This is a genomic window from Amycolatopsis japonica, from assembly GCF_000732925.1.
Lineage (GTDB): Bacteria > Actinomycetota > Actinomycetes > Mycobacteriales > Pseudonocardiaceae > Amycolatopsis > Amycolatopsis japonica.
The window spans coordinates 7,437,240-7,455,573 of record NZ_CP008953.1 but is presented as its reverse complement, the minus strand read 5'-3'; the positions used below and the strand labels follow the sequence as shown (position 1 = coordinate 7,455,573).

Annotated in this window: 18 protein-coding genes; 8 read left to right on the top strand and 10 right to left on the bottom strand. The window is 69.0% G+C overall.

The window, feature by feature from the left end:
* Positions 1-43 precede the first annotated feature (43 nt).
* The gene (locus AJAP_RS34255) at positions 44-556 is read left to right on the top strand and encodes a hypothetical protein (RefSeq protein ID WP_228694714.1); all 513 of its coding nucleotides are present in this window, start codon (positions 44-46) and stop codon (positions 554-556) included.
* Here AJAP_RS34255 and AJAP_RS34250 read toward each other — a convergent pair.
* The 8 genes from AJAP_RS34250 to AJAP_RS34215 form a co-directional block, all read right to left on the bottom strand.
* Positions 534-947, bottom strand: a complete 414-nt coding sequence (locus AJAP_RS34250) for a hypothetical protein (protein WP_037332271.1) — start codon at positions 945-947, stop codon at positions 534-536. The two genes, AJAP_RS34255 and AJAP_RS34250, sit on opposite strands and share 23 nt — an antisense overlap.
* A gap of 4 nt (positions 948-951) precedes the next feature.
* Positions 952-1,584: a helix-turn-helix transcriptional regulator gene (locus tag AJAP_RS34245; RefSeq protein ID WP_016331368.1), complete on the bottom strand. Its 633-nt coding sequence runs from the start codon at positions 1,582-1,584 to the stop codon at positions 952-954.
* A 135-nt stretch (positions 1,585-1,719) separates the two neighbouring features.
* Positions 1,720-2,367: a response regulator gene (locus tag AJAP_RS34240; protein WP_037332268.1), complete on the bottom strand. Its 648-nt coding sequence runs from the start codon at positions 2,365-2,367 to the stop codon at positions 1,720-1,722.
* Positions 2,368-2,637: 270 nt separating this feature from the next.
* A complete protein-coding gene (locus AJAP_RS34235) occupies positions 2,638-3,474 on the bottom strand; it encodes an NAD(P)H-binding protein (RefSeq protein ID WP_038519236.1) in 837 nt (278 codons plus the stop codon).
* An 11-nt stretch (positions 3,475-3,485) separates the two neighbouring features.
* Positions 3,486-4,844, bottom strand: a complete 1,359-nt coding sequence (locus AJAP_RS34230; protein WP_038519233.1) for an MDR family MFS transporter — start codon at positions 4,842-4,844, stop codon at positions 3,486-3,488.
* 248 nt (positions 4,845-5,092) lie between these two features.
* Positions 5,093-5,632 (bottom strand): GtrA family protein, encoded by a 540-nt coding sequence (locus AJAP_RS34225; RefSeq protein ID WP_016331373.1) that lies wholly within the window; start codon positions 5,630-5,632, stop codon positions 5,093-5,095.
* A 179-nt stretch (positions 5,633-5,811) separates the two neighbouring features.
* Positions 5,812-6,312 (bottom strand): GtrA family protein, encoded by a 501-nt coding sequence (locus AJAP_RS34220; RefSeq protein WP_038519230.1) that lies wholly within the window; start codon positions 6,310-6,312, stop codon positions 5,812-5,814.
* Between the two features lie 10 nt (positions 6,313-6,322).
* Entirely contained in the window at positions 6,323-8,566 is a 2,244-nt protein-coding gene (locus tag AJAP_RS34215; RefSeq protein ID WP_038519228.1) for a sigma-70 family RNA polymerase sigma factor, read from the bottom strand.
* Positions 8,567-8,823: 257 nt separating this feature from the next.
* Here AJAP_RS34215 and AJAP_RS34210 point away from each other — a divergent pair, with 257 nt between their 5' ends.
* From AJAP_RS34210 to purE, 5 genes are all read left to right on the top strand, one after another.
* Positions 8,824-9,696, top strand: coding sequence for a nucleotidyl cyclase domain-containing protein (locus AJAP_RS34210; protein WP_037332256.1), 873 nt, complete (start codon positions 8,824-8,826; stop codon positions 9,694-9,696).
* 82 nt (positions 9,697-9,778) lie between these two features.
* Positions 9,779-11,131, top strand: a complete 1,353-nt coding sequence (locus AJAP_RS34205; protein WP_038519224.1) for a glycosyltransferase 87 family protein — start codon at positions 9,779-9,781, stop codon at positions 11,129-11,131.
* Positions 11,106-12,311: a glycosyltransferase 87 family protein gene (locus tag AJAP_RS34200; RefSeq protein ID WP_038519221.1), complete on the top strand. Its 1,206-nt coding sequence runs from the start codon at positions 11,106-11,108 to the stop codon at positions 12,309-12,311. The genes AJAP_RS34205 and AJAP_RS34200 overlap by 26 nt, the downstream gene beginning before the upstream one ends.
* Before the next feature lie 13 nt (positions 12,312-12,324).
* Positions 12,325-13,509, top strand: coding sequence for a 5-(carboxyamino)imidazole ribonucleotide synthase (locus AJAP_RS34195; protein WP_038519218.1), 1,185 nt, complete (start codon positions 12,325-12,327; stop codon positions 13,507-13,509).
* Positions 13,510-13,521: 12 nt separating this feature from the next.
* Positions 13,522-14,019, top strand: a complete 498-nt coding sequence (purE, locus tag AJAP_RS34190) for a 5-(carboxyamino)imidazole ribonucleotide mutase (RefSeq protein ID WP_038519216.1) — start codon at positions 13,522-13,524, stop codon at positions 14,017-14,019.
* A gap of 73 nt (positions 14,020-14,092) precedes the next feature.
* Here the strand turns inward: purE and AJAP_RS34185 are convergent, their stop codons facing one another.
* Positions 14,093-15,742, bottom strand: coding sequence for a class I adenylate-forming enzyme family protein (locus tag AJAP_RS34185; RefSeq protein ID WP_038519214.1), 1,650 nt, complete (start codon positions 15,740-15,742; stop codon positions 14,093-14,095).
* A 105-nt stretch (positions 15,743-15,847) separates the two neighbouring features.
* On the opposite strand from AJAP_RS34185, the gene AJAP_RS34180 reads away from it, so the two are divergent.
* Positions 15,848-17,020 carry an acyl-CoA dehydrogenase family protein gene (locus AJAP_RS34180; protein ID WP_174492065.1) on the top strand — a complete coding sequence of 391 codons (1,173 nt, stop codon included), beginning with the start codon at positions 15,848-15,850 and terminating at the stop codon, positions 17,018-17,020.
* A 353-nt stretch (positions 17,021-17,373) separates the two neighbouring features.
* Complete coding sequence (locus AJAP_RS34175; RefSeq protein ID WP_037332246.1) at positions 17,374-17,802, top strand: hypothetical protein; 429 nt, start codon at positions 17,374-17,376, stop codon at positions 17,800-17,802.
* On the opposite strand, the gene AJAP_RS34170 is transcribed toward AJAP_RS34175, so the two are convergent.
* Positions 17,750-18,202, bottom strand: a complete 453-nt coding sequence (locus tag AJAP_RS34170) for a hypothetical protein (RefSeq protein ID WP_038519211.1) — start codon at positions 18,200-18,202, stop codon at positions 17,750-17,752. The two genes, AJAP_RS34175 and AJAP_RS34170, sit on opposite strands and share 53 nt — an antisense overlap.
* Positions 18,203-18,334 lie beyond the last annotated feature (132 nt).

Sequence of the window (18,334 nt, the reverse complement as noted above, 5' to 3'; positions counted from 1 at the left end):
GATCGGGCAAGGCCGTGTCAGCGCGGCGACTTACCGTCGGGGGGTGCATGCGACGGCGTTCCGGTACCGCCCACCGGTGAGTCCGGTGGCCGCGGCGACCCTGGAGATCGGCAAGGTGGCGGTCACCGTGCGGTTGTCCTTCGACGGCGCGCTGTACGCGTGCCGACGTCCTCCCGGCGTGGTGGAGCGGATGGAGGCCGAGGCGCTCGACCTGCTCTCCAAAGGCCTGTTCGTGAGCGGGATCGACACGCCGGTCGCGACCGTCACGGGGGCGGCGGGCCATCGGTTCGTCCAGCGGAGCGCCGAATTCGAGCCGCCGGACGGCAGGCTCTACCGCGGCATGTGCGGGGTCGGCGCCAGCCGGAACGGCCTGACCCTGACCGGCATCCTCGGCTACCGGCTCGAAGTCCGCGCGGAGTGGGCGAGACGGGCGGGTGACTGCGGCCCGCCGGGGAGCGCCGCCGAATGGTGTGAGCTCTTCGGCGGCGAGCTGGCGTCCATCGGCGGGGTGGTCCTGCGGCGGGCCTCGGTGCTCAGTCTCGGTACTCCGCCGTGACCGTGACGACGAACGCCGCACGGGCCGGGAGGCCAAGGCTGACCCACAGCCCGGTCGGATCGGTCTCCTCCAGTGTGATCGGCAACGGCTGCTCGTCGACCACGAGGAACTCCGTCCCGATCAGGACGCCCAGCGAGCGGTCGAGCAGCGTGTGTTCGTCGCGGACCTTGTCCGCCCGCGCGGTGACCAAATAGGACAGTCGGCACCGCTTCGCCCGCACGGCGCCGGTTCCCGGGCCGGCGCCGTGCAGGGCGAAGAGGAACAGATCGACGCTCGACACCCGCGTCTCGGTCTGCCAGGTGGGTTTCGGCGGATCGAGCCGGACCACCGTCCCCTCCGGCAGATGGGGTGCGATGAGCCGGCACAACGCCTCGTCGACCTGGCTGATCACGGGGTCAGATCAATCCCTCACGCAGTGCGTAAGCCACCGCGTGCGAGCGGTTCCGGAGCTGGAACCGGTTGGTCACGTCGTGCAGGATGCTCTTCACCGTGCGCTGCGAGTAGCAGAGCTGGTCGGCGATCTCCTGCGTCGAGAACCCCGACGCGACCAGCTTGAGCACCTCGGTCTCCCGGTTGCTCATGCCACCGAGGTGCAGGCCGCGCGGCTGCAGCACCTGACGCTGCAGCCGTGAGACCCGGTGCAGCAGCCTGCCGAGCAGGTCGGGCGGCAGCGCGCCCTCCCCGGCCGCGGCCGCCTTGATCAGCCGGACCAGGACGTCGGCGCCCGCCTCGGAGCGGCGGGCGACGGCGCAGACGCCGTGTTCGATGGCGCTGAGGATCTCGTTGTCGTCGACTTCGCCCGCGATGAGCACGATGCGGGTGAAGCCCTGGTGGTGCAAGGCGGACAGCAGTTGCGTCATCGCCTCGTCGAGGCGATCGGTGACCAGGAGGGCCACCATGGTCGGGTCGGCGGTCTCCCCGTCCACCAGCCAGACGTCGTCACGGGAGCGGAGCGTCATGCAGACGCCGTTGTGCAGGATCGGATCGGTCGCGCGGACGACCACCGGTGTCCGGTTCGGTTCGAACATGTGATTCCCATTCCCCTCGAACGGTGCGAGGGCCCCACCCCTCGCCCTACTCACCCTGCCGGGTGAGGTGTCCCGAGCGCATGGGACTCCGGTCCCGGAATTGCCCGAAAAGCCGCCCTTATCGGGGTCGCTTTTTCAGCGACCCAGCCCCGCTTCACGGGCGCGCACGATCGCTTCGGCGCGATCCGCGACGTGAAGCTTGCTGAAGACGTTCGAAATATGGTTCCGCACGGTCTTCGGGCTGAGACACAGTGTGCTGGCGATGGCGGTGTTGCTGTGCCCGCCCGCGATGAGCGAGAGGACCTCTCGTTCGCGGACGGTGAGTTCCGGGAACACCGTGTCCGTGGTCGGCTGAGTGTGGTTGAAGAAGCCGAGAACCCGCGTCGCGATGTCGGGCCCGAAGATCGCTTCGCGCCTCGCGACGGCGTGCACGGCACGAATGATTTCGTCGGGTTCCGCGTCTTTCAGCAGATATCCGCGGGCTCCGGCCCGCATCGCGGAGAAAACGGATTCGCTTTCGTCGGCCATCGTCAGCATGAGCACGCCGACGCCGGGCCGTTCGGCGACGATGTGCCGGGTCGCCTCGGCACCGCTGATATCGGGTAAATGCAGGTCCATGACCACGACGTCGGGCGCGAGCGCGCTCGCCGCGCTGATCGCGTGCGCGCCGCTCGCGGCCTCGCCGACCACGTCGATCAGCGGTTCGTTGTCGAGCAGTGTGCAGACCCCGAACCGGAACAGCGGATGGTCGTCGACCACGAGCACGCGAAGGCGTTCGTTCATACGGTTCCCCCTGTCTCCCCGACGCGGCACGTTAAGCGAGAGGGCCGGTCACGAACAACGCGAGGTCCGGACAGCGGACCGGCGAGAATTAAACGCCTGATGAGTATCGCGTATCGCGGGGGCCAGCCCAACCCATTAACCCTTTCGGCCCACGTTCGGGTCTCAAGTCCGTGAAGGCCTCCTTGAGGGACTCTGGGTCCCTCAAGGAGGCCTTCACGGACAGCGCCTCAGCCGGGTGGTAGCAAAGGTCCCTTGCTCCCTTTCCGCAGGTCAGGCGAAGGAAGCGGCGTGCTCGCGAGCCCAGTCCGCGAACGTCAGCGGCGCCCGGCCGAGGAGTTCGCGGACGGTGTCGAACACGATCTCCTCCTTCCCGGCGGACTGCCGTTTGAGCTCGAAGATCCCGTCGACCGCCGAAGCGGGCCAGCCGAACCCGAGCATCCGGGCGCGCGAAGCGGCTTCGGGCTCCTCGACGTAGGTCAACCGCCGCCCGAGCGCGTCGCCCAGGATCTCGACCTGCTGCCGCGTCGTGAGCGCTTCGCCGCCGGTGAGCGGATAGGTCTTGCCCGCGTGTCCGTCGCCGGTCAGCACCGTCGCGGCGACCTCGGCGATGTCGCGGACGTGCACCAGCGCGGACGCCGGATCGCCTTCGGGGACGCGGATGACGCCGTCGCCGCGAACGGCGTGCAACCAGGCGAACCGATTGTCCATGAACGTGCCGGGGCGCAGGATCGTCCAGTCCGGCCCGGCCTCGCGCACGGCCCGCTCGGCCTCGGCGTGCACGAGGGAGATCGGGTCTGTCTGTCCGAAGTGGACGCCGGTGGTGGAGAGCTTGACGACGTGCGAGACGCCGGTGGCGGCCTTGAGCACGGCTTGTTCCTGGGCGAGCGGGTCCGAGCCGTGGCCGGAGGTCAGCACGAACACGCGCTCGACGCCGTCGAGCAGCGCCGGTTCGAAGGCGTCGAGGTCACCGACGGCGACTTCGGCACGCGGATCGATCCGGGCACGGGAGGGATCGCGCGTCAGGGCACGGACTCGAGCGCCCCTGTCCAGCAGCGCGGGAACGAGTTCGCGGCCGATTTTGCCGGTGGAACCGAGAACGAGGATCATCGGAAGACTCCTTAGTGGTTGCGCCGCAAGGAAACGCGCGGCAGGAAGAGGGAAGCGACGAGGCCGACGGCGAGGGCGGGGACCATTACCCAGAACACGCCGCCGAGCGCGGACGAGTAGCCGGCGGGACTGTCATCGGTGAAGGCGTTCGTGAACACGGCGCCGAAAACGGTCAGCCCGGCAGTGGTGCCGAGGGAGCGAAGGAAGCCGACGGTCGCCGAAACGGCGCCGAGGTCGGTCCTGGCGACGTTCTGCTGTGCCGCCATGGAAAGCACCTGCATGTTGAGCCCGGCGGCCGCGCCGAACACGACGAGATAGGCGACGACGAGCGGCAACGGCGTTGTTTCGTCCATTGTGGACATCGCGAGCGCGGCGGCGAGGCCGAGGGTCATGCTGAGGATCGGCGCCCAGCGGTAAGCGCCGGTCTTGGCGATGACGCGGCCCGCGACCATCGACGACGCGGCGACCGCGAGCGTCATCGGCAGCAGCAGGAGCCCGGCTTCGGACGGCCCGGCGCCACCCGCGGTCTGCAGGAACAGCGCGAGGTAGTTGACCGAACCGAGGAAGACGAACCCGGCCGCGGCACTGGCCAGCACGCTCAGGCTGAACATCCTGGAGCGGAACAGCCGGAGCGGGACGACCGGTTCGGCCGCGCGGCGCTCGATGAGCAGGAAGGCGACGAGCAGCACCGCGCCGATCGACGCCGACAGCGGAGTCGCCAGGGTCAGGCCGACGATCGCGCCGGACAGGACGACGATGCCCGCGAAGTCGAACGGTGCGGCGGTCCGGCGTCGTTCGAGCCGCAGGAAGCGTGCGACGACACCGAACGCGACCAGGCCGATCGGCACGTTGAGGCCGAAGATCGACCGCCAGCCCGCGAGGTCGGTCAGGACGCCGCCGACGACAGGGCCCGCCAGCGAGGACCCGGCGAAGCAGATCGAGAACCAGGCGAAGTAGCGAGCGCCTTCGCGACCGGGGAACAGTTCGCCGATGATCGCGGCGACCGCGACGAACAGGCCGCCGGAGCCGATGCCCTGCAGGACGCGGGCGGCGATCAGCAGCGGCATCGTCGGCGCGAGGGTGCAGGCGAGGGAGCCGAGGACGAACAGCGCGATCGCGACGAGGACGACGCGCTTGCGGCCGAAGAGATCGCCGAGCTTCCCGTAGACGGGCGCGCTGACGCTGCCGGCCAGCAGGTAGGACGTGGTGACCCAGGCGAACGACGTGGCTCCGCCGAGCTCGCCGACCATGCGGGGCAGGGCGGTCGCGACGACCTGGGCGTCGAGCATCGCCAGGAACACGGCGGCGAAGAGCCCGACGAGGGCAAGGGTGTTTCGGGCGCGCGGAGGCGCGCCGAGAGTGGTGCTCAAGAAAGAGATCCGTTCACTGGAAGAAAGAGGGAACGCGAGGGACGCGGAGCAGTGCTCGAAAGCAGCCCCGGATCCCCGCCAAGACGGGAAAAGGCTCAACCGTCATCCGAACCGGATGCGGTCCTCTTCGCGCTTGGCGATCACCTCGAATTCGTCCCGCTCGACCGTACGAACCCGGTCGGCGTCATCAGTGAAGGAAACGTTGACATGGATGACCCTAGACAATCACATGTCTTTTGACAAGTGTTTCAGTGGAGCGGAACGACGTCGTCGTCCGGCTCGTCGCTGTCCCGGCGGCGTTTGCCCAGCTCATCGGGGAAGACCCACTTCTTGAAACCCCAGAAGCGGAAGAACATCGCCAGCAGCATGCCGATGATCGACCCGCTCGTGAAGTCCGCGAACTCCTGGACGAACCGCGTCACGTGCGGCACTTCGAGATCGAAGATGTAGCGCGACGTGTAGAGCGGGATCAGGTTGACCACCACGGCGATCCCGCTGATCACGAAGAAGAGCGCCGCCTCGTGATGCCGCTCGCGGCCGCCGCGGGTGCGGAAGGACCATTCGCGGTTGAGGATGTACGACACGATCGTCGCGACGATGATCGCGATCGCCTTCGCCGTGGTCGGCTTCGACTCCAGCACGCTGAGTTTCAGCAGGTACCAGACGCCGTTGTCGACCAGGAACGTCGTGCCGCCCACGATCGCGAACTTCAACAGCTCACGGTGCTTGATCAGCACGGATCGGAGCGGCTCGGGCGTCCTGGAAAGGACGGATTCGACCACGGTCACCAGATCAGTCTAATTCGCGTCGCCCGCCGAACGGGTCGGCAGGGGATGGACAGCGCGATATATGACGCTTTGAGTGTTTCGGCGCGCGGGTCGTGAGTGGCGATTCGGGTTAGAACACGAAACGCCACTCACGACCCACGGGACCGGGGGAGCAAGGGACCTTTGCTACCACGTGGTGGTCAGGCGGCCGGATCGTCGGGAATGCCGGAAATCTCCCGTCCGCCGCCCCGCACCAGCCGCGGCCGCGCGCCGGCCTGCGGGAAGACCCACTTCTTGAACGACCACCACCGGAACGCCGTACCGAGCAGGGTCCCGACGAGCACTCCGCTGACGAAGTCGGCGACCTCCTGGGTCAGCAGCGAGACATGCGGCTCCTCCAGCTTGAACACGTATCGCGAAATCAGCTGCGGAAGCGCGTTGAGCCCGAGCGCGATCGCGCTGAGCAGGAAGAAGAGTGCCGCTTCGTGCGCGCGCTCGCGGCCGCCACGGGAGCGAAAGGACCATTCACGGTTCGCGACGTACGAGAAAACGGTCGCCACCAGGACGCCGATGACCAGCGCGGTCACCGGTTTGTCGGTCAGCACGGTGAACTTCAGCCCGTAGGTGATCGTCATCGTGATGACGAAACTCGCGCCCCCGACCAGGACGAACCGCAGCAGCTCGCGATGCTTCCCCAGCATGCGGGCGACGCTACTGGAAAATGCGGTCGACCACTCCGTTGGGCTGGGTGGACGGATTGGACTTTCCAGGCCGCGGCGGCGCGCTCGTGGTCGTGCTCGTCTCCGGCTGGGCCGGCTCTTGCTGCGCGGGCTCCGAAGACGTCACAGCCGGCGAAGGCTTCTTCGTCGGGACAGGCCATCCAGGGCGCCCAGGCTTCGTCGTGTCCGGAGGGCCCGAAGGCTTCGAAGTGACCGAAGGCAGCGAAGGCACCGTAGTCGGCGGAAGCAGCGCGTTGTCGTCACACCCGTGGCGCCAGCAGTCGAAGTAGACCGCGACCGGCTTCGCCTGGGCGGTGCCGAGCGTGGCGTTCACCGTCACCGGCATCCCGTTCGCCGGACGGCCCTTCAGCGTCACCGACAGGTTCGCCCCGCGCCCCGGAGCCAGCGAACCACGTGAAGTGCACGACGTACCTTCACCGGTCGGCGTGCATCGGATGCCGGAGAAGCTCGACCAGTGGAGAATCCGGTGGTCGAGAGTGATCGTCACCGGTTTCGTCGACTCGCCGGTGTTCTTGACGTAGATGTTCACCCGCGGATTGCGGAACCAGGGGAACGAGGACAGCCAGTCGGTGTTGGCACTGAGGGTGAGGTCGTCCACGGGCGCGGGCGGCGCCGGCACCTTGACCTTCACCTCGATCGACACCTTGATCTGCGCGCCCGCCGTCACCGAACCGGTGACCACGCTGCCGTCCTCGGCCGTCCCGTCGGCGCGCAGCCGGAACTTCAGCACCGCCGACTGGCCCGGTTCGAGACCGGTACCGGTCCGGCAGGTCACCGTGCCGGTGCCGCCGGGGCAGCTCACCGTGATCGGGCCGGGTGCCTGCTGCCGGAAGCCGTTGGCGCCCATCGCCCCACCGCCGCCGGCGGCGGGAATGGCCCGCACCCCCTTCGGCAGATTCAGCGAGACGGCCACGGGCTCGGACTTCGTTCCGCCGTCGTTGCGCACGGTGATCGGCAGGTCGGCCGGTTCGCCCGGCCTCAGCTGGACACCGCCGGGCGGGGTCGACGCCGTCATCACCGGAGGCGCCGGGATCACCGGCGTGGGTGCGGGCGGCTCGGCGGGGGTGGGCGTCGGGGCAGGTGCCGGGGCCTGGGCCGGAGGTGGCTCCTGCTGGGCGGGCGGCACGGGCTGCTGCGCCGGCGGGACGGCGGGCGGAGCCGGGGGCGGGGCGGCAGGCGGCGCCGGAGGCGCGACGGCGGGCGGAGGGACCGCGGCGGCGGCCGGGATCTCCTGGGTGCCGCCACCGGCGGCGAGCGCCACCGCGACGGCGGCGACGATGGCCGCACTCGATCCGGCCACACCGGCGAATTGGCGCGGTCCGGCCGCGGCGGCACCGGCGGCGCCGCCCGAAGTCGAACCCGCGGCGGCGGCCGTCGCGGCCGCGGTGACCGCGCCCGCCTTGCCCGCCCCGGTCGTCGCCAGGTATCCGAGAGCCGCGCCACCGAGCACGATCGGCGCGATGATCCCGCGCAGACCGGTGTTGACGTCGGCCAGTTCCGCGGCCAGCGCGCGGCATTTCTCGCATTCGTCCAGGTGGCTCTCCACCTGGGCGCGTTCGCGTTTGGACAACCCGTCGCGGGTCCACGCACCGAGCTTGTCCGCGCTCGCGCGGCAGCGTTCGGCGGAGTTCTCGGCCAGGTGGACCTGCAGATACGCCTGCCGCAGGCCTTCACGCGCCCGGTAGGCGAGCGCGGAGACACCGTTCGCGGTCAACCCCAGCAGCGGCGCGACCTCGGCGGGCGTCTGCCCTTCGATCTCGGTGTGCCACAGCACCGCCTGCCACCGCTCGGGCAGCCGGGCGAACGCCTTCGCGGCGAGCGTGCGCTCGAGCCCGGCGACGGCCGTGTCGGAGAAGGGGACGGTCAGCGCTTCGCCGACGGCACCGCCGACGTCGGACATGTCCTCGTTCAGGTCGACGCGCTTGTCCTTGCGCGTCTTGTCGTAGGCGGTGTGCCGGAGCGCGGTCAGCAGGTACGCGCGGAACGCGGCGTCGGGGCCTTTGCCGCCGCGCAGCGTGTCCAGCACCTTCGCGAAGGCTTCCGAAACGAGGTCGTCGGCTTCGGAACTCGAGCGGGCGAGCTGGCGGGCGAGATTGTGCGCCGCGCCGGCGTGACGCTCGTAAAGGGTTCCGTAAGACGCGATCTTCCCGTCACGCACCTCGGCGATCAGCTCGGCGTCACTCTTACCGGAGAGATCGGCGGGAACGGTGGACACGGGGCTCCTTCATCTGCGGGTTAGGCGGGTCTACTCTTCCTAACGCCCGAACACGCTCAGTGTGACGGAACGGGCGACGCACGTCACCTCGCGGTCCCTTCGATGACCCGGAGGGCGCAACGCCATCACCCAGGATGGGTTACCGAAGAGTTCGGAAAGATCCTTGAAAAACGCCGTCACGCGCGGCGTCGACGGGCGTCCCCACCGTGAAGCGATCGCAAGATCGAAAAGATCGGAACGGAAAGGGGCGGTGGGCAGTGGACGTACCGGCCACCGGTGCGCCGTCCGGGGGATCCGACGGGCAAGCCGCCTGGAACCGGTTCGAACGAGATCGCACGCTCCGCGCACTGCGGGCCCGCTGGCGGACGGCCAGCCTGGCCGCGGGCTGGCGTTTCCCCAGCGACTGGGGCCTGCCCGAGGTCGACGCCGTCTGCGCGGCGGTGATCAAGAACGGCCGGGTCGCTCCCGCGGAAGTGGCGGAGACCGCCCTCGCGGGGCTGGGCCGGGCACGGGCCGCCGCGGGCGCGGGACTGGCCGAGACGCTCGCGGACCTCGCGGCGCTGCACGCCGTGCTCGCCGACCCGGACGCGGTGGACGGTTTCCTCGCTCCGGATGTCGACTCCACGCCCTCCCGGCTACTCCGGGTGACGGCGCTGGCGTGGGCGGACGTCGCGACCGACCAGCTGGTGAACACCGAGGTCACCGAACCCCTCACCGGTCTGCCCACCGCCGCGTACCTGAGGACCCGGCTGAGTGAGCTGTACCGCCAAGCCCGCCGCGACGAGCGGCCGGTCGCGGAGGCGCACACGCTGCTCGTGGTCTCCATGGACTTCAGTTCGGTCGCGGGCTGGCCCCGGCTGACCGGGATGATCCTGGTCGCGGACGCGTTGAAGCAGGTTTTCGACGGCGGGGAGAGCGTCGCCTCGATCGGGCCGTCCGTCGCGGGCGCCCTCGTGCCGAAGGACGTGAGGCTCGCCTCGTCCGGCGTCGCGCTGCGAAGGGCGCTCAACGAGCGGCTTTCGGTGGACGCGCAGTTGCGCGACACCGGCCGTCCGCAGATTTCGGCGGTCCGGCTCCCGGCGACCTACGACCTGGCGTGCGATCTGCTCGGCTCCCTCGCCCGCTCCTGACGCTGGGTTAGCGTAAGAGGTTCTCCAGGTCACGGGCGACCCTGTCGACCAGGCACAACCCGGTTCATGATTTCCTGTTTGCGTGACCCGGACTGTTGACGCCGACGCCAACGGCGACGTTTCGGCGAGCCGACCGCAGCATCGTCTGTCGCTGCGGAAGTCGCTCGCCCGCTTGTCCGTCCGGCCGAGGTCGATCCTGATCCTGTCGGTGATCCCGCTGGTCGCGATCGGTTTCGGCATCTGGGGATGGCAGCACGAATGGGTGCTGGGCGTGGACAGCGCGGTGTACCGCGCCGGTGCCGAGACCTTGCTCAACGGTGACCCGCTGTACGACGCGAACACCCTTCCGGTGGAGCCGTGGTGGGCGCTGTTGCCGTTCACCTACCCGCCGACGGCCGCGCTGCTGTTCATCCCGCTCGCGATGGTCCCGACGCAGGTCGCCTGGGGGCTCCTGACCGCGGTTTCGCTGCTCGCGCTGGCACTGTGCGTCCGGATCGCCATCGGCGCGCTGCCGAAGCCCTCGACCGACGGTCCCCGCTGGTGGGCATCGCCCGCCCGGTCGACGATCGCGTTCTTCCTGGTCTTCCTCGGCCTCGAACCGGTGTGGCGCACGATCTTCCTCGGCCAGATCAACATCATCCTGATGGCGCTGGTGATGCTCGACATCCTGGTCATCGGGGCGCGGGGCAGCCGCTGGGGCGGCGTGCTCGTCGGCGTCGCGGCCGCGGTGAAGCTCACCCCGATCGTCTTCCTGGGTCATCTGTTCATCACCGGCCGCCGGATGGACGCCGTCCGCGGGCTCATCACGTTCGTCGTGATGCAGGGCCTGATGTTCCTGATCATCCCGCACGACGCGGCCCGCTACTGGACCTACACGCTGCCCGACACCGGCCGCATCGGCCCGGTGCACTGGGCGGGCAACCAGTCGCTGAACGCGCTGATGAACCGCTTCACCGAACTCGCGCCCTGGGCGTCGAAGGCGGCGATGGGGATCGGCGCGCTGCTCGCGATCCCGGCGATCTGGTTGGTGCTGCGCTTCCACCGCAAGGGCCAGGCGCTCGCGGCGATGCTGGTGACGGCGTTCTGGATCCTGCTGATCTCGCCGATCTCCTGGACCCATCACTGGGTGTGGGTGGCGCCGCTGGTCGTCCTGCTGGTCTCGCGCCTGCCGAAGACCACGCCCGCCACCGCGTGGAAACGCTGGCTCGGCACCTTCGCGGTGTTCTTCGTCTTCATCAGCTGTGTGCTGCTCATCCTGCCGAACGGCCGCAACGTCGAGCTGCACTGGAAGGTGTGGCAGAACATCCTCGGCAGCGCGTACATCTTCATGCCGTTGGTGCTGGCGGTCGCGCTCGCCGGACGCTGGTGGTACCTGCGGCGGAAGCAGGGCACGGGGGACACCGGAAAGCATGCTGAAGTCACGTCCGGCGGCTGAGGCCCGGCTCGTCGGGATCACGCTGGCGGGTGTGCTCACGCTGGCGATGCTCACGCTGGGCGTCGTCGCGTGGCTCGGCGAATGGCACCTCGGCGCGGACAGCGCCGTCTACCGGGCCGGCGCTCTCACGCTGCTGAAGGGCGAACCGCTCTACACCCGCGAGGCGCTGACGACGCTGCCGCCGTGGGTGCTGCTGCCGTTCACCTACACCCCGGCCGCGGCGCCGCTGTTCCTGCCGCTCGCGATCGTGCCCGCCGGGCTGACCTGGGGCGTCGTCGGCGCTCTGTCGCTGGTCTGCCTCAGCGTCGTGATCTCCGTGGTCGCCCGCGCCTGCGGTGCCCCGCTCACCCGATGGTGGGTGCTGCCGCTGGCCACGGCGGGCGCGCTGGCGCTGGAGCCGGTCTGGAAGACGATCTTCCTCGGGCAGATCAACCTCATCCTGATGGCGTTGATCGTCGTCGACGTCCTGGTGCTTTCGGCGCGCGGTTCGCGCTGGGCCGGGGTGCTGATCGGGATCTCGGCCGCGATCAAGCTGACGCCGCTGATCTTCGTGCCGCATCTGCTCTTCACCGGACGCTGGAAGGACGCGCTGCGGGCGCTGGGCACGTTCGTCGCGCTCGAAGCGGTGATGTTCGCGGTGATCCCCGGTGACGCCGTCCGGTTCTGGACCGAGTCGGCGACGGATCCCAGCCGGGTCGGCTCCGTGCACTGGATCTTCAACCAGTCACTCAACGGGCTGGTGAACCGCGCTTCGGAACTCGCGTCGTGGTCACTGGCGGTGGCCATCGCCGTCGCCGCCGTCCTGGCCGTTCCCGCCGTCTGGCTGGTCGTGCGCCTGCACCGCCGCGGCGACCCGGTCGGCGCGCTGCTGGTGACCGCGTTCTACGGGCTGTTGCTCTCGCCGGTGTCGTGGTCACACCACTGGGTGTGGACGGTGCCGCTGCTCGTCCTGCTCGTCGTCCGCCGATCGTGGGTTCCGGCCGCGGGCGTCGCGGTGCTGTTCGCGAGCGGCGTGATCATGTTCGTGCCCAACGGCGGCGACACCGAGTTCGGCTGGGGGCTGGGCTGGTCGCTGCTCGGCAACGTCTACGTCCTCACCGCTGCGATCGCCATCACAGGCCTGGCCGTGCGGGAGCTGCGACGCGGGTCCGCCCAGGTCGCGGCGGTGGCGGCCAAGTAATCTGCACGACGTTATGGACAAACGAACCGGTCTTCCGATCGTGGGCATGGTGGGCGGCGGACAGCTGGCCAGGATGACCCACCAGGCGGCGATCTCCCTCGGCCAGTCCCTGCGCGTGCTGGCCGCCGGGGAGAACGAATCCGCCGGCCTCGTCGCGGGCGAGGTCGTGCACGGCCACCACACCGATCTCGAAGCGCTGCGCTCGTTCGCCGCCGGGGTCGACGTGCTGACCTTCGACCACGAGCACGTTCCCGGCGAGCACCTGCTGACGCTTGCGATGGAAGGCGTCACCATCCGGCCGGATCCGGCCGCGTTGTCGATGGCGCAGAACAAGCTCGTCATGCGCGAGATGATGGCCGGGCTCGAGATCCCCGGCCCCGCCTTCGCCGAAGTGTCCTCTGTGGACGATGTGCTCACCTTCGGGGACAAGCACTCGTGGCCGGTGGTGCTCAAGGCGGCGCAGGGCGGCTACGACGGCCGCGGTGTCTGGATGCTCGACACCGCGCAGCACGCCCGCGAGACCGTCCCCGAACTGCTCGACGCCGGAACCCCCTTGCTGGTCGAGGAAAAGGTCGTCATGCGGCGCGAACTGTCCGCGCTCGTGGCCCGGTCCCCGTTCGGGCAGGGCGCGGCGTGGCCGGTGGTGGAGACCGTGCAGTCCGGCGGGATCAACACCGAGGTGCTCGCCCCCGCCCCGGGGCTGAGCCTCGAACGCACGCAGGAGGCCCAGGACCTGGCGCTGCGGATCGCCGCGACGCTGAACGTGACCGGCCTGCTCGCCGTCGAGCTGTTCGAGACCGACGAAGGCCTGCTGGTCAACGAACTCGCGATGCGCCCGCACAACTCGGGCCACTGGACCCAGGACGGTTCGAAGACTTCGCAGTTCGAGCAGCACCTGCGGGCCGTGCTCGACTACCCGCTCGGGGTGACCGACCTGATCGCCCCCGCCTGTGTGATGGCGAACGTCCTCGGCGCGCCCGAGGCACCGGAGATGGGCCCGGACGAGCGGCTGCACCATCTGTTCGCGCGCTATCCGGACATCCGCGTTCACTTGTACGGCAAGGGAGAACGCCCCGGCCGCAAACTCGGCCACGTCAACCTCGTCGGCGAACGCATGGAGGAGCTGCGCGACCGCGCGCTGCTCGCCGCGCATTGGCTTTCCCACGCCGTCTGGCTCGACGGCTACGAGATCCACTAGGAGTAACTGAGTATGTCGCCGCAGGTTGGCCTGATCATGGGCAGCGATTCGGACTGGCCGACGATGGAAGCGGCCGGGCAGGCGCTGGCCGAGTTCGGCATCGAATACGAAGTCGGCGTCTACTCGGCGCACCGCACTCCGCAGCGGATGCTCGACTACGCGACTTCGGCCGCTTCGCGCGGTGTGCGCGTGATCATCGCGGGCGCCGGCGGTGCCGCGCACCTGCCGGGCATGGTCGCTTCGGCGACCGTGCTGCCGGTGATCGGGGTGCCGGTGCCGCTGAAGTACCTCGACGGCATGGACTCACTGCTCTCGATCGTGCAGATGCCCGCCGGTGTCCCGGTCGCGACGGTCTCCGTCGGCGGGGCGCGGAACGCGGGCCTGCTCGCGGTGCGCATCCTCGCCGCGTCCGATGAGGAGCTTCAAGCGAAAATGGCGCGATTCCAGGCGGATCTGGAGCAGCTGGTGCTCGACAAGGACTCCGCGCTGCGGAAACGCGTCGAAGGCTGACCCCGCATTTCGTCCTCTGAATGCGGTGGTTCGATGGCGAACTATCGCATTCAGAGGACGAAACGCGTGGGGTTCAGTCGGCGAGCTGTTTCCGCAGTTCCCGTTTGAGCACTTTCCCGGCCGCCGAAACGGGGATCTGGTCGACGAAGTGGATCGCCCGCAGTCGTTTGTACGGCAGGACGCGTGCGCCGACGGCTTCCAGGAGTTGTTCGGCCGTGACGTTCTCGTCGCTGCGCACCACGAACGCGACCGGTAGTTCGCCGACCTCGGTGTCCGGTTTGCCGACGACGGCCGCCGCCGAGACGCCGGGCAGGGTGATCAGCAGCTCTTCGAGTTCGCGCGGGAAGACGTTGTATCCCTTGTACAGCAGCATGTCCTTCTTGCGATCCACAATGGACAGATAGCCGTCCTCGTCGAGGATGCCGATGTCGCCGGTGTGCAGCCAGCCGTCGACGAGCGCGGCCGAGGTCTCCTCGGGGCGGTCGCGATAGCCGATCATCACCTGCGGGCCGCGTAGGCAGACCTCGCCGCTTTCCCCGGCGGGCAAAGGATCTTCGCCGCCTTCGGCCGGGACGATCTTGATCTCGGTGTCGGGGAGCGGCAGGCCGACCGAGCCCACCTTCCGGACCGCGGAGCGGTAGGCCGGCGCGATGACGGCTCCCATGGTGACCTCGGTGAGGCCGTAACCCTCGATGACGAGCACACCGGGGAAGCGTTTCTGCAGGGCGCGGATCATCTCGTGGTTCATCGGCGCCGCGCCGGAACCGATGGTCAGTACCGAAGACAGGTCGGCTGTGTGAAACTCGGGGCAGGCGAGCAACGCGGCGAACAGCGCGGGCGCGCCGCCGATCGTGGTGACCCGCAGCAGTTCGGCGTCGGCCACGTACGCGGCCGGGTCGAAGCGGTCGTGCAGGACGATGGTGCCGCCGTCGAGCAGCGGGACGTTGAGCGCGGCGATGGTGCCCATGGCGTGGAACCACGGCGTCAGGTTGAGGGCGATCCCGGTGCCGATCCGCGACGGCCACTCGTCCGGGCCGCCGAGCTGCTCGACGATCACCTCTCCCGAATCGTCGACGGCGGGGACCGCGCCCAGTCGCCAGCAGGAGCTCTGCAGGCTGTTGACCACGACGTTCCGATGCGGCAGGCGGACACCTTTCGATCGTCCGGTGGTGCCCCCGGTGTACGCCAGATGGGCGAGATCGCGGTAGATGTCGATCTCGACGTCCGGCCGCTCGTCGGAGTGACCGGAATGGAACTCCGTGAACTCGACCTCTCCCTGCCCGAGTGCCTCCGGCGGGTGAACGACGATGGTCAGCCGGACCGACGTCCGATCACGCACCGAAGCGAGCACGCGCGCGAACGGGCCGACGGTGACGGCGGCGACCGCCCCGGCATCGGCCAGTTGGACGGCGAGGTCCTCGGGCGGGAGCAGGGGGTTCGCCGGGCTGAAGGTCGCCCCGGCGAGCAGCGTTCCGTAGTAGGCGACCGGGTACGCCAGGCAGTTCGGCAGGTGGAGCGCGACGACGTCGCCCCGGCCGACGCCCTCGGCGCGCAGGGCGTTCGCGAACCGGCAGGCCGCGCTGTACGTCTCGGCGAAGGTGAGGCTCTGGTCTCCGTGGGCGAAGGCCGTGCGGGAGCCCCAGCGAGCAGCGGCGCCGGCGAGCACCGAGCCGACCGGGACCTCGGGATAATCGAGCGACCGGGGGAACGGGGTGAGCTCCATCACTCGAACGTACGGACTTTGCGGTCAAAGACACAAGCGCTCGCGATGTCGCACCATGTGAACGAGCGCTAACATCGGTCAAACTCCCAAACGCGGTTAGAAGAGGTGACGAAGGTGTCTGACGGCCCGGGTCTGTACCAGCTTGCCGAAGAGCACGAGGAGCTGCGGGCCGCGGTGCGTGCCCTCGCGGAGAAGGAGATCGAGCCGTACGCGGCCGAGGTCGACGAGAACGAGCGCTACCCGATCGAGGCGTACAACGCGCTGGTCAAGTCGGGTTTCAACGCCGTGCACATCGACGAGGCCTACGACGGCCAGGGCGCGGACGCCATCGCCGCCTGCATCGTCATCGAAGAGGTCGCGCGGGTCGACGCGTCGGCGTCGCTCATCCCGGCGGTCAACAAGCTGGGCACGGTGCCGATCATCCTTTCGGCGTCGGAAGACCTCAAGAAGCTCGTGCTGCCTTCCATCGCCTCCGGCGAGGCCTCGGCGTCCTACGCGCTTTCGGAGCGCGAAGCCGGCTCGGACACCGCCTCGATGCGCACCCGCGCGAAGCTCGACGGCGACCACTGGGTGCTGAACGGCACCAAGTGCTGGATCACCAACGCGGGTGAATCGTCCTGGTACACCGTGATGGCGGTGACCGACCCCGAGGCCGAGAAGAAGGCCAACGGCATCTCCGCGTTCGTCGTACACAAGGACGACCCCGGCTTCACCGTCGGCTCGAAGGAGCGGAAGCTCGGCATCAAGGGCTCGCCGACCCGCGAGATCCACTTCGAGAACGCCACCATCCCGGCCGACCGCATCATCGGCGAGCCCGGCACCGGCCTGAAGACCGCGCTGCGCACCCTCGACCACACCCGCCCGACCATCGGCGCGCAGGCGCTGGGCATCGCGCAGGGCGCGCTCGACGCCTCCATCGCGTACGTCAAGGAGCGCAAGCAGTTCGGCAAGTCGATCTCGGAGTTCCAGGGCGTCCAGTTCATGCTGGCCGACATGGGCATCAAGATCGAGGCCGCGCGGAACCTCGTCTACGCCTCCGCCGCGGCGACCGAGCGTGGCGACAAGCGCGGCGGCTACATGGCCGCGGCCGCGAAGGCGTACGCGTCGGACATCGCGATGCAGGTGACCACGGACGCGGTGCAGCTCTTCGGTGGCGCGGGCTACACGCGCGACTTCCCGGTGGAGCGCATGATGCGCGACGCGAAGATTACGCAGATTTACGAAGGCACCAACCAGATCCAGCGCATGGTCATGGCGCGCGCCCTGCTCAAGGGCTGAGCCCTCGAAGTACATGAAGGCCCCCTTCCTTGCGCTAGACGCAAGGAAGGGGGCCTTCATGTACTTGGGAGCGTCAGCCGAATGAGCCGTCGCCGAGTCGGCCGTGCAAGGCGACCCAAAAGACGCAACCGCCGCATTGCTCGCCGAGGTGAGATGGCCCTCGATTGAATCGTTCGCGCCAGCGCGCGTGGCAGGCGCGGTTGAACTTCTCGTCGTCGCCCGACCAGGGCTGGTTCGTGGCGGGCACGGTGTGAGGTTAGAGGCACCCGTTCGCGCGGGCGATCGGTTTGACCCTCGGTGAGATGCTTCACGGAAGTACGGCGATCATGGCCCGCCGGTGTCACTCTCGAAGGATGTTCTGGTTCGCTCCGGTGTCGTGGACACCGCACGACGAGGCCGAGCTGATCGCCGGCTGGCGGTTGTGGCTCGAACTCGGGGATCGCACGTGGCCGTCGGCCGCGTGGGACGGGACGGCGGCCGACGTCGTCAGGCCGCTGCGGGAGCTGGTCGCGGCCTGCGACGAGATCGAGACGGGGTACCGCGGCGCCGTCGACGAGCCGTCCGAGGAGTTCATCCGGATCATCCAGTTCCTCGTGTGGACCGTCAGCACGGTCATCGAGCTGTGGGCCGACGACGAGGTCCCGCTCGACGCCGAGCGGATAGCGTTGCTGCACGCCGATCTGGCCGGGTTCGCCGAGCAGGCGGAGCGGGTGCTCGAGTTGCTGGCCGTCAGTGGCGGCTGGACGGGTCTGGCCGCGGAGCATCGGCGGACGGGTCGCTGAGCGATTCCGGTTTCTCGACCCAGGCGAACCGTGATCCCGCCAGGTGCTCGTCCAACGCGCGGTCCAGCGAGAGCAGGGTCACCGGATTGCCGAACGGATCCTCGCCGGGCGCGATTTCGTAGCCGAGCCGGATGACGGACTCTTCTTTCTCGTCGGACTCGACTTCGTGACGGGTGACACCGTCTTCGATCGACCACGTGCCGCCGAGAGCGCGATGGAACTTCAAGACCAGTTCGCCGGGCGTCGACCAAATGAAACGGGACACCGCGAATTCGGTGCTCCAGCTCGACCAATAGAGCCATCCGGAGCCGTCGTCCCGGAAAGCCAGGTCGACGGACTCGACGCTGCCCGGATGCACCATCTCGTCCGACCAGAGGCCGGCCAGCCGTTCGTCCGTCACGAAGGGGGATTCTGCCGTATGGGAGTTCCTGTCGGGTACCTGTCGATCACGCTCCGGAGGTGCCCTCGGAGGCGCTCGGTGCCCTACCGTGATCCGGGTAAGTTGAATATTCACCGACCAGAAAGCTGATAC

Excerpts from the sequence above, each read along its gene's own strand:
- AJAP_RS34185 (WP_038519214.1), bottom strand. The coding sequence starts at position 15,742 with ATGGAGCTCACCCCGTTCCCCCGGTCGCTCGATTATCCCGAGGTCCCG.
- AJAP_RS34220 (WP_038519230.1), bottom strand. The coding sequence starts at position 6,312 with ATGCTGGGGAAGCATCGCGAGCTGCTGCGGTTCGTCCTGGTCGGGGGC.
- AJAP_RS34235 (WP_038519236.1), bottom strand. The coding sequence starts at position 3,474 with ATGATCCTCGTTCTCGGTTCCACCGGCAAAATCGGCCGCGAACTCGTT.
- AJAP_RS34245 (WP_016331368.1), bottom strand. The coding sequence starts at position 1,584 with ATGTTCGAACCGAACCGGACACCGGTGGTCGTCCGCGCGACCGATCCG.
- AJAP_RS34195 (WP_038519218.1), top strand. The coding sequence starts at position 12,325 with ATGGACAAACGAACCGGTCTTCCGATCGTGGGCATGGTGGGCGGCGGA.
- AJAP_RS34200 (WP_038519221.1), top strand. The coding sequence starts at position 11,106 with ATGCTGAAGTCACGTCCGGCGGCTGAGGCCCGGCTCGTCGGGATCACG.
- AJAP_RS34175 (WP_037332246.1), top strand. The coding sequence starts at position 17,374 with ATGTTCTGGTTCGCTCCGGTGTCGTGGACACCGCACGACGAGGCCGAG.
- purE (WP_038519216.1), top strand. The coding sequence starts at position 13,522 with ATGTCGCCGCAGGTTGGCCTGATCATGGGCAGCGATTCGGACTGGCCG.
- AJAP_RS34240 (WP_037332268.1), bottom strand. The coding sequence starts at position 2,367 with ATGAACGAACGCCTTCGCGTGCTCGTGGTCGACGACCATCCGCTGTTC.